Raw genomic sequence first — 9,674 nt, 5'->3', positions numbered from 1 at the left:
CAGACCAGCTTTGAGCGCCTGAGATGACGGCACTAAGCACAAGAAAACAGATGTCAATGACATCATGTTCTTGATTTATATGGGAACGGCAATCAGCAATGTTATCGAGATGTTTGAGCATATATAGGTCAAAAGACAAAGAAAAAGTGACCTATTTGATCACATTGGCGGGATCAATCAAGCTATTTCTTATCTCATTGTTTTTAAGGGTTATGCATAAAAAGCGATCGAGTATGATCAGCCCCTGCTCAAGGGTGGCGCCATGTTCAACATCAAGTTCAAGCAGGTGATAGGCCTATGCCACTCGATCTCATCAAATAAGCACGATTGAGTCATTTGGAACTAGATAGTTTGTATAAGAACGCAAAGCCACTCAATAATGAGTGGCTTTTTTATGTGGCGAATATAAAACTATCATTTATAGGTGGAAAGGATTAAGTGATTGTCTGTTGCATGAAGTCAATACATTATCTTATACGCTCAATTTGAGCGCTTATTGTGCCAGTATTGAGGGCGCTATCGTTATTATTGAGGAAAGTCAGTTGTGTTTTGCTTTGAAACGATTCAAATTTCAGATACAAAAAAGCCACTCATTGAGTGGCTTTTTTGTTTTATATGGTGCCGGCACCAAGAGTCGAACTCGGGACCTGCTGAAATTATCGAGAGTAAGTCAGTTGCGCTTTGTACTGAACACTTCAAATTTCAGATACAAAAAACAGATACAAAAAAGCCACTCATTGAGTGGCTTTTTTGTTTATATGGTGCCGGCACCAAGAGTCGAACTCGGGACCTACTGATTACAAGTCAGTTGCTCTACCAACTGAGCTATGCCGGCGTAAAGCATTGTAATAAACCCAATCGGATTCATTACCTTAAAATTGGTGCCCGAACCCGGAATCGAACCAGGGACACGAGGATTTTCAATCCTCTGCTCTACCGACTGAGCTATTCGGGCAACTAAACTAAGCGTTAGTTAACTACTTTGAATTAAGTCGTGAAGACCTTGTTCGTTCGAAGTGCGCGTATAATATAGTGCTCGCTTTAGCTGTGCAAGCCCTTTTTAAGTGACTGATTAACTATTGAACAAAATGTGCTTATTTATTTGATTCTTTCGTTTTATCCTTATTTTACCGCTGAAAGTTTCAGCACTTTAACGCCAGTAGGTGTTCCTTTTGGCTGTTTATCCTAACTTCCTCATTTATTTATCTTCTATTTTGGAGAGAAAAATTAAGGTTTAAGCTCATTTGTTGCAAGCAAGGGGCTGTGGGGCGCAGTGGGTGTTGTTGAGCTTTGATTGATGGCTGGCTGATATTTATGGGGTGTAACTAAGCGGAGCAACTAAGAGTAAGCGAGTGGCTTGTTTATTGATATGGTGCTGGTATCAAGAGTCAAACACGAGGCCAACTGTTCTGTTGTTATCGAGGGTAAATCAGTTGCGGTTCATTACTGACATCTTGTGTTTTTATTCAAATTTCAGACACAAAAAAGCCACTCATTGAGTGGCTTCATTGTTTTATATGGTGCCGGCACCAAGAGTCGAACTCGGGACCTACTGATTACAAGTCAGTTGCTCTACCAACTGAGCTATGCCGGCTTAAATCTTTACTGCAACTTTTACTACAGAATAATGGTGCCCGAACCCGGAATCGAACCAGGGACACGAGGATTTTCAATCCTCTGCTCTACCGACTGAGCTATTCGGGCAACTAAACTAAGCGTTAGTTAACTACTTTGAACTCGTTGGCTAAGCCGTATCGTTCGAAGTGCGGCTATATTAGCTAGGGTGTTTGACCTCTGCAAGTGCTTTTTCCTGATAAATCACTCGTTCGGCTGTTTAATGCACATCTTGAGTGTTTTTTATCTCTTATTTTGCGAATTCAGCTCAATTTCATTCGTTGGCTGTATTTTTCAAGTCAGAGGGATACTGATGTTTACTATAGCTTTGTGCTCACAGATCATGATTTTTGGCTTACTTTCTAAAATTTAGAAAGATATAAGCGATTTTTACTGATTTTAGTTTTTAAATTTAGATTTATGATAATGAATATTATTTCATGGATAGCATGAAGAAAACGCGAGTACGGAGTCGCAGTATGTTTCGAAATAGTCAGTTTGCTTATGGAATTACCGCCATTGTGACCCATTGGTTGAGTGCGTTCGTCGTGATTGGGTTATTTGCAGTCGGTGTGTGGATGGTGGAGTTAACCTACTACAGTACTTGGTACAAGACTGCGCCGCATCTACATAAAAGTATTGGGATTCTGTTATTGGCTGCGACAATATTTCGTTTGGTATGGCGCTTAGTTAATCCCAAGCCAGTACCTGAGGCGAGTCATAAACCGTGGGAAAAGACGGCCGCACATTTGGCGCATTTTATTATTTATATCTTGCTCTTTGTCATCATGACTGCTGGCATTTTGATCTCAACCGCAGATGGCCGTGGTATCTGGGTGTTTGATTGGTTTGAACTACCAGGATTGGGACTTTTGTTTGAAAACCAAGCTGATATCGCGGGTGATATTCACCAATATGCGGCTTACAGCTTGATCGCGCTGGTCGTTATTCACGCCGTGGGCGCATTAAAACATCACTTTATCGATAAAGACGCCACCCTACTTAGAATGATTAAATTTAAACGAGGATAATACAATGAAAAAGCAACTGTTAAGCGCACTGATCGGTGTATCTCTATTAGCTCCTGTGGCGGCTTCAGCTGCTGACTATGTGATTGATCATGAAGGCGCTCACGCTTCTATTACATTTAAAGTGAATCACTTAGGTTATAGCTATGTGGTGGGGCGTTTTAATGATTTTAGCGGCGATTTTAGCTACGATGCGGCTAAACCTACTGCGATGAAAGTGAATGTCACTGTGAATACATTAAGTGTCGATTCAAACCATGCTGAGCGTGACAAACATATTCGCGGTGAAGATTTCCTTAATACTGGCAAATTCGCTAAAGCGACCTTTGCATCTACTTCGGTGGAAGATAAAGGAAATGGCGATTTAGTGATTAACGGTAACTTAACTTTAAATGGTGTGACTAAACCCTTAGCGATCAAGGCCCATGCTGTGGGTGAAGGTCAGGATCCTTGGGGTGGCTACCGTGCCGGTTTTACGGGCACAACTACCTTTGCGATGAAAGATTTCGGTATCAAGATGGATTTAGGTCCAGCATCTAGCCATGTTGAGTTAGATCTGGTGGTTGAAGGCGTGCGTAAGTAACTCTTTATTCTGCCATTAGATAAACAAAAAGCGCCGAAAGGCGCTTTTTTGTAAGCTTTATACTTAGGGCCGACTAACTACCAGAATTAATCTTGGTCTTTTTCTGGTACAAAACCTTCAATTTCAACATCTTTACCTTCAAATAGGAAAGAGGTCATTTGTTCTTCAAGAAATTTACGATCATCAACATTCATCATGTTGAGTTTTTTCTCGTTGATCAGCATGGTTTGCTTTTTTTGCCATAGGCCCCAAGCTTCTTTGCTGATGTTATCAAAAATGCGCTTACCTAAATCACCTGGATACAGTTGAAAGTCTAGGCCGTCGGCTTCTTTATTTAAATATACGCAATTGACTGTACGCGCCATGATTATTCCTTACTGACTGCGGATTGAACGAGTGATCCCAAATTGGCTAGCACGCGCTCGGTGGCGGCGGCGAGTCCCACTTTGGAAGGATGACTTATGTTATACCAGAGAGACTGGTTTTGTTCCATGACAGCACCCACGCTCTGTTTATTGCTGAGGGTTTTATCGCCGTGAGTTTTATCTAAGTTAAGCATCATGGGCTGAATATCTAAATGAAAGTGGCTAAATGTGTGCCTAAAGCCAGTTAACCATTCGAGTTGCTGCGCAGCAAACCCTTGCTCTTCAAGATGAGTTTCAAGGGCGGCTTGGGTAGCGAATTCAGGGAAACACCAGAGCCCGCCCCAAATTCCCGCTGGCGGACGTTTAGCTAGAAAGACTTGGTTGTCTTGCATCATCACTAACATCCACGCCGCTTTGGTTGGTATGGTTTTTTTAGGCTTTTTGCCTGGGAAATCGGTTTGTCTGCCAATCAGTTGAGCTTTGCAATCAATCGCTACAGGGCAAGCGGCACAGTTAGGTTTGCTACGAGTGCAAATACTGGCGCCGATATCCATCATGGCTTGATTATATTTCTGAATATCTTGCTGCGGTGTGAAGGCATCTGTCAGTTGCCAAAGTTGCTCTTCAACCGTCTTTTGCCCTGGCCAACCTGCGATTGCCCCATGTCTTGCTAATACACGTTTTACGTTGCCATCGAGAATGGGGTGATGTTGCCCAAGTGACAATGACAATACTGCGCCTGCCGTCGAGCGGCCGATGCCGGGTAGGGCGAGCACTTGTTCAAAATGTGTTGGAAATAATCCCTGATAATCATCGCGGATTATTTTGGCTGCTTTATGCAGATTACGCGCCCTAGCGTAATAGCCAAGACCGGTCCAATGATGTAATACCTCATCGTCTGGCGCGTTAGCAAGTGCTAACACATCGGGGAAACGCGCCATAAATTTAAGATAATAGGGAATAACAGTCGCAACCTGAGTTTGTTGCAGCATAATTTCAGAAACCCATACGCGATATGGGGTTTTATCTTGCTGCCAAGGGAGGGTTTTACGACCGTGATTGTCGTACCAAGAGACGATACGTGTAGCGAAGGAGGCTGTAGATTTCATCGGCGCAGTGTAGCGGCAGTTATCTTCTTAGACAAGCGTCAAAGATAAGTTGGCAAGGGATCTAAAGCTAAAAATCGCTGCTAAATTCGCACTCTTAAATAATCTTGGTATACTTTCGCCCCATTAGTGCTTGCACTGTATGTTGAACTTTGGATAATGCCCTTCTTTTATGATGGTGTTGTCCACTAGACGAGGCAAAAATGAGCGAAGTCACTACCGCTGAATTTAATGAAGAAGGCAAGTATCTGCGCAAGATCAGAAGCTTTGTCCTGAGAGAAGGTCGCCTAACCAAAGGCCAAGCACACGCTATTGAAAGCCAGTGGCCAACAATGGGTTTAGATTACAGCCCAGTGCCATTAGTACTGAGCGACGTTTTTGGTCGTGAAGCCGATACTGTGCTGGAAATTGGCTTTGGCATGGGCGCCTCTTTAGTACAAATGGCTAAAGATGCACCAGAGCAAAATTTCATTGGTATTGAAGTACATAAACCGGGTGTAGGCTCTTGCCTCAGTGATGCAGCCATTGCTGGTGTGACTAATTTACGTGTGTATCATCACGATGCCATGGAAGTATTAGAACATGCGATTGCTGACGGTTCATTAGCCCGAGTGCAATTGTTCTTCCCAGATCCTTGGCATAAAAAACGTCACCATAAACGCCGCATCGTACAAGCTGAATTTGCCGAACTTATTCGTCGCAAGCTAAAAATTGGCGGTGTGTTCCATATGGCCACTGACTGGGAAGAGTACAGCGAGCATATGTTAGAGGTGATGCAAGCCGCTCCGGGTTATCAAAACCAGTCGGCCGACGGCAGTGTTGTGCCGCGTCCTGATCATCGTCCATTGACAAAGTTTGAAGCCCGCGGCCATAGACTGGGTCACGGTGTATGGGATCTGATGTTTGAGCGTATCGCTTAATCACGAACTCAATTTTAGCTAATTTTAAACACAAAAGGGAAAATCACTATGGCAACTAATCGTAGCCGTCGTTTACGTAAGAAAATGCGCGTTGATGAATTCCAAGAGTTAGGTTTCGATATGGCTTGGACTTTTGATGCATCAGTATCTGAAGCCGATATTGATGCAACTGTAGATAAATTCATCGATGAAGTGATCGAAACCCGTAAATTAGGTTTCCATGGCGGCGGCCACATCGAATGGGAAGGCATTATCGCCACCCAAACGATTGGTAAATGTACCGAAGAAGATATTGCTGCAGTTAAGGCATTCTGGGCGACCCAAAAAGTGTCTCAGGTTGAAGTTAGCGAACTGTACGACATTTGGTGGGGTTAATGCCCGAGTTGGCATTACTTGAGGAAGTGGTCGAGAAAGTTCGACCCTTGCTCGGCCAAGGAAAGGTTGCAAATTATATCCCCGCACTGGCCAGCGTTGATGCTGGCAAATTAGGCATTGCCGTCACAACCGTTGATGGCGAAACCTTAGGTGCGGGCGATTACCTTGAGCCGTTTTCGATTCAAAGTATCTCCAAAGTTTTCAGCTTAACCTTAGCATTAACTTTATATGAAGAAGCCGAAATCTGGAGCCGTGTTGGCAAAGAACCTTCGGGCCATTCATTCAACTCTTTAGTACAAGTCGAGTTAGAACGTGGCAAGCCGCGCAACCCATTTATCAATGCTGGCGCGTTAGTGATTGCTGACTTATTGCAGAGTCGTTTAGGTGCACCTAAACACAGAATGCTTGAGTTAGTCAGGCAATTAAGCCAAAACGATAAAGTGTGTTTCGATAAACAAGTAGCAGATTCAGAATATCAGCATAGTGCGCGCAATGCGGCTATCGCTTATTTGATGAAGTCCTTTGGTAATTTTCAAGGTGATGTTGATACTGTGCTGCGCACCTATTTTCATTATTGCGCCTTGAAGATGAATTGTGCTGACTTGTCTAAGGCCATGTTGTATTTAGCTAATCGCGGCAAAAGTATCACAGGGACTGAGCTTATTTCTCAAGTGCAAACTCGGCAACTTAACGCTCTGTTGGCAACCTCGGGCTTATACGATGGTGCGGGTGAGTTTGCTTATCGTGTTGGTATGCCAGGTAAAAGTGGCGTCGGCGGCGGTATTATTGCCGTGATCCCTGGAGAACTGTCGATTTGTGTATGGTCGCCAGAACTCGATAATAATGGCAACTCACTTGCGGGCACTGCGATGCTTGAGCATCTAAGTCAGCGTCTCGGCCGTTCTATTTTCTAGCTTTACCTCACGTTTTTATTAGCACTATCAGACTAAATATTAGCGAATTTCGCTAATGACCTTTTAGTGCTAACTTTCAAAATTCAACATAATCAAATTGTTATAAAATTGGCACGTCTCATGCTATAAGCTATTCAGTAGTTTAGGTTTATCGAATTATTCAGATTAAAGGACGAACAAAAATGAAATTAAATAAGTTATTAACTGGATTTGCATTATCTGGCGTGATTTTAGGAGCATCTAGCGTACAGCTGGCGCAAGCACAAACAGAGCCAAAAATAGATGAGCGCTGTGAAGTCTCCTTAAATTATGACGTTATGGTCGAGCCTAAAAAATTGGTCATGAGCGAGAAGGGCACAGAAAAGTATCGTATCGAAGTTGACAAGTTATTTGTGGAAGGTAAGCAAGTTAACTTAACCGACAAGCAGAAAAAATTGGTTACTCAATATGCCGATGAAGTTTCGACTCAAGTGCCAGAAGTGATTGAACTGGTGAATGAGGCAGTATCTCTTGCTTCCAAAGCGGTTGGTATGGCCTTAACACCTTTAATGGGTGATGCCGCTGGTGCAAAATTTGATGAAATGATGGCTGGCGTTCAAAAACGGGTTGATTCAGTGGCTTATAAGAATGGTGATAGCTTCTATTTAGGGGCGACTGAAGACTCGATGCAAAGTACATTTAACGATGAATTCGAGCAGGAAATGGAACAAATTGTCCAGAATTCAATTGGCGCCATTATGATGAACTTAGGTGGCCAAATCATGTCTGGTGGCGGTGAGAATTTTGAAGCCAAGATGGATACCTTCTCCAAAAAAATGGACAATTTAGGCAAAGATATTGAGCAACAAATTGAGAGCCAATCTAAGGGATTAGAAACTAAGGCTGACCGTTTGTGCGACCGATTTGAAAATTTGTTAGTGCTTGAAAATCAATTGCGCCAAGAAGTGCCAGAACTAGCACCTTATGTGTTGACACAAAACTCAACCAAGGAACTGCGTGAATAGTACTTGTAAATAGTTCTTGCGAATCGCCCTTAGTTTTAACTGCAATAACTTCTATCTCCTTGTGCATGAGTCAAACTTGAATGCTACGCCCCTAGTCAATTTATCGACTAGGGGCTTTTTTATTGGCTACGGTTTAATCGTGGTGACAACCCTTATGGCTAAGTTGATGTGGCTTATAGGCTAGGCTTGCAGCGATTTAGTTCGGAATGTTACAGTCTAGAGACGAATATTTGGTATACTCTTAAAATATAATTAAAAGCTGGCATATCAGTCAGATATAACCCCCTACTTTAGTGGACTTTTTCGGTCTAAATCTCTGCGTTATATCATTTTGATGCGAGATATCAATGCTATGGTTATTTTTAAGCGATGATTACGCTAACCATAGCTGCTCACCGAAAGTTAATATCATTGTCGTAAACAGCTTAAGGCGACTTCCATGTTAGAACTGTTAGAACCTATTGCGATTTTTACTCATGTGGCCAGAGCAGGTAGTTTTAGTGCCGCCGCAAGAAGGCTTGGGATCTCTAAGTCTAAGGTCAGTACACAAGTCGCCGATCTTGAACATAGACTTGGTGTTCAATTAATTCAACGTACCACCCGCAGCTTAAGTCTGACTGAAGCAGGGCATTTGCTGTATCTGCAAGGTGAAGAACTGCTGCGTGACGCTGAACAAGCGATAGCCAGCGTGCATAACTTAAATGATGCGACCCGCGGCGTGCTTAAGGTGGGAATTTCCCAATCCTTTGGGGTGATGCATATCATTCCTGCGTTGCCATCTTTTATGGCAAAACACCCTGAGCTTGAGCTACAAGTGAGCTTACTGGACCATAAAGTGGATGTCGTGAGCGAAGGCTTAGACTTACTGTTAACTATGTCTGAGCAATTACCACTTGGCATGGTTGCTAGACCTCTGATGAAGTGCCAATTCCTGTTAGTTGCTTCGCCTGGCTATATTGCTCAACATGGCGAGCCAACTCGACCTGAGCAGCTAGTTGACCACAACTGTTTGGTCTATCAAGGCGAGTGGCACGAGCACAGCATGTGGCAATTTAAGAAGGGTGATGACTACTGTGAAATTGGCGTATCGGGTAATTTCAGGGTGGATAATGCGCCTGCATTAAAATCTGCTGCAATCAGTGGTCTTGGAGTTGTGTATCTTGCGAGTTATCTGATGGAGGATGAAATTGCCAAAGGGACATTAGTGCCTTTACTGAAGGATTGGCAATTGACTCACCATCTGCCATTGCAGGCGGTTTATCCCCGTCGTAAGCACTTAGCACCTAAGGTCAGTTCTTTTATCGAATTCATCAAAGATCACATAGGAACGCCACCGTATTGGGATGCTCCCTATGTCGAATTATTCAGTAAACGTCAGTAAAATAGGAAACATTGTTCTCAAAAGCAGTCTTATGTGGTTTTAAATTGAGCGCGCACTTTTATGGTCATTTAAAATCAATACTTTAGATTGAGTTGATGAGTGCATTTGTTGATGGTTTTTTAGGGGTTCCTAAAGCACTTTTTTATAACATCCTTGAACTCTGTTCTTAATTGAATACAATGGTGGCAGTTGATTCGGAATGACCTGAGTCCTATACGTTTATTGGAAATGACCCCTTTCAATTTTTGTATACAGGTCGGCGTTAATGCAGTTTTGGATCACAGCCAACAGAAGTTTGAGAACTAAAACAATGTTGGCTCTTTAAACCATCATCCTAGTTTTTGGTTTACCTCAGCCTTATCGCTGAGGTAATTTTTTTATTGA

General features: G+C 42.9%; 10 protein-coding genes and 4 tRNA genes. 7 read left to right on the top strand and 7 right to left on the bottom strand.

Annotation, left to right across the window (positions count from 1 at the left end; genetic code table 11):
• From L5M71_RS21185 to L5M71_RS21165, 5 genes are all read right to left on the bottom strand, one after another.
• Nucleotides 1-121 (bottom strand): transposase family protein (locus tag L5M71_RS21185; RefSeq protein ID WP_263205711.1); only part of this gene is annotated, 121 nt, incomplete at its 3' end.
• 638 nt (nt 122-759) lie between these two features.
• A tRNA-Thr gene (locus L5M71_RS21180) sits at nt 760-835 on the bottom strand.
• Between the two features lie 44 nt (nt 836-879).
• Nucleotides 880-955: transfer RNA gene (locus tag L5M71_RS21175), tRNA-Phe, on the bottom strand.
• Between the two features lie 563 nt (nt 956-1,518).
• Nucleotides 1,519-1,594, bottom strand: a tRNA-Thr gene (locus L5M71_RS21170).
• 34 nt (nt 1,595-1,628) lie between these two features.
• A tRNA-Phe gene (locus L5M71_RS21165) sits at nt 1,629-1,704 on the bottom strand.
• Nucleotides 1,705-2,093: 389 nt separating this feature from the next.
• Between L5M71_RS21165 and L5M71_RS21160 the strand changes: the two genes are divergently transcribed.
• Together L5M71_RS21160 and L5M71_RS21155 are read left to right on the top strand one after the other, a co-directional pair.
• Nucleotides 2,094-2,645 carry a cytochrome b gene (locus L5M71_RS21160; protein WP_219233931.1) on the top strand — a complete coding sequence of 184 codons (552 nt, stop codon included), beginning with the start codon at nt 2,094-2,096 and terminating at the stop codon, nt 2,643-2,645.
• A 4-nt stretch (nt 2,646-2,649) separates the two neighbouring features.
• Nucleotides 2,650-3,225 (top strand): YceI family protein, encoded by a 576-nt coding sequence (locus L5M71_RS21155; RefSeq protein ID WP_028761297.1) that lies wholly within the window; start codon nt 2,650-2,652, stop codon nt 3,223-3,225.
• Between the two features lie 86 nt (nt 3,226-3,311).
• On the opposite strand, the gene L5M71_RS21150 is transcribed toward L5M71_RS21155, so the two are convergent.
• Both L5M71_RS21150 and mutY read right to left on the bottom strand, forming a co-directional pair.
• Nucleotides 3,312-3,590 (bottom strand): oxidative damage protection protein, encoded by a 279-nt coding sequence (locus L5M71_RS21150; RefSeq protein WP_011788659.1) that lies wholly within the window; start codon nt 3,588-3,590, stop codon nt 3,312-3,314.
• A gap of 2 nt (nt 3,591-3,592) precedes the next feature.
• On the bottom strand, nt 3,593-4,699 hold the full coding sequence (gene mutY / locus L5M71_RS21145; protein ID WP_263209633.1) for an A/G-specific adenine glycosylase: 1,107 nt from the start codon (nt 4,697-4,699) through the stop codon (nt 3,593-3,595).
• Nucleotides 4,700-4,899: 200 nt separating this feature from the next.
• On the opposite strand from mutY, the gene trmB reads away from it, so the two are divergent.
• The 5 genes from trmB (at nt 4,900) to L5M71_RS21120 (ending at nt 9,290) form a co-directional block, all read left to right on the top strand.
• Nucleotides 4,900-5,616, top strand: coding sequence for a tRNA (guanosine(46)-N7)-methyltransferase TrmB (gene trmB, locus L5M71_RS21140; protein ID WP_105251866.1), 717 nt, complete (start codon nt 4,900-4,902; stop codon nt 5,614-5,616).
• 48 nt (nt 5,617-5,664) lie between these two features.
• The gene (locus L5M71_RS21135; protein WP_028761293.1) at nt 5,665-5,991 is read left to right on the top strand and encodes a YggL family protein; all 327 of its coding nucleotides are present in this window, start codon (nt 5,665-5,667) and stop codon (nt 5,989-5,991) included.
• Complete coding sequence (glsB, locus tag L5M71_RS21130) at nt 5,991-6,905, top strand: glutaminase B (protein ID WP_113939414.1); 915 nt, start codon at nt 5,991-5,993, stop codon at nt 6,903-6,905. Before L5M71_RS21135 ends, glsB begins: the two co-directional genes overlap by 1 nt.
• A gap of 182 nt (nt 6,906-7,087) precedes the next feature.
• Nucleotides 7,088-7,909, top strand: coding sequence for a YggN family protein (locus L5M71_RS21125; protein ID WP_113939415.1), 822 nt, complete (start codon nt 7,088-7,090; stop codon nt 7,907-7,909).
• A 439-nt stretch (nt 7,910-8,348) separates the two neighbouring features.
• A complete protein-coding gene (locus L5M71_RS21120; RefSeq protein ID WP_006082526.1) occupies nt 8,349-9,290 on the top strand; it encodes a LysR family transcriptional regulator in 942 nt (313 codons plus the stop codon).
• The last annotated feature ends 384 nt before the right edge of the window (nt 9,291-9,674 follow it).

It is taken from the genome of Shewanella sp. SW1, from assembly GCF_025653545.1.
Classification (GTDB): Bacteria; Pseudomonadota; Gammaproteobacteria; order Enterobacterales; family Shewanellaceae; genus Shewanella; species Shewanella oncorhynchi.
Note: the sequence above shows the minus strand (reverse complement) of the source record. Positions and strands in the feature narration are given on the sequence as shown.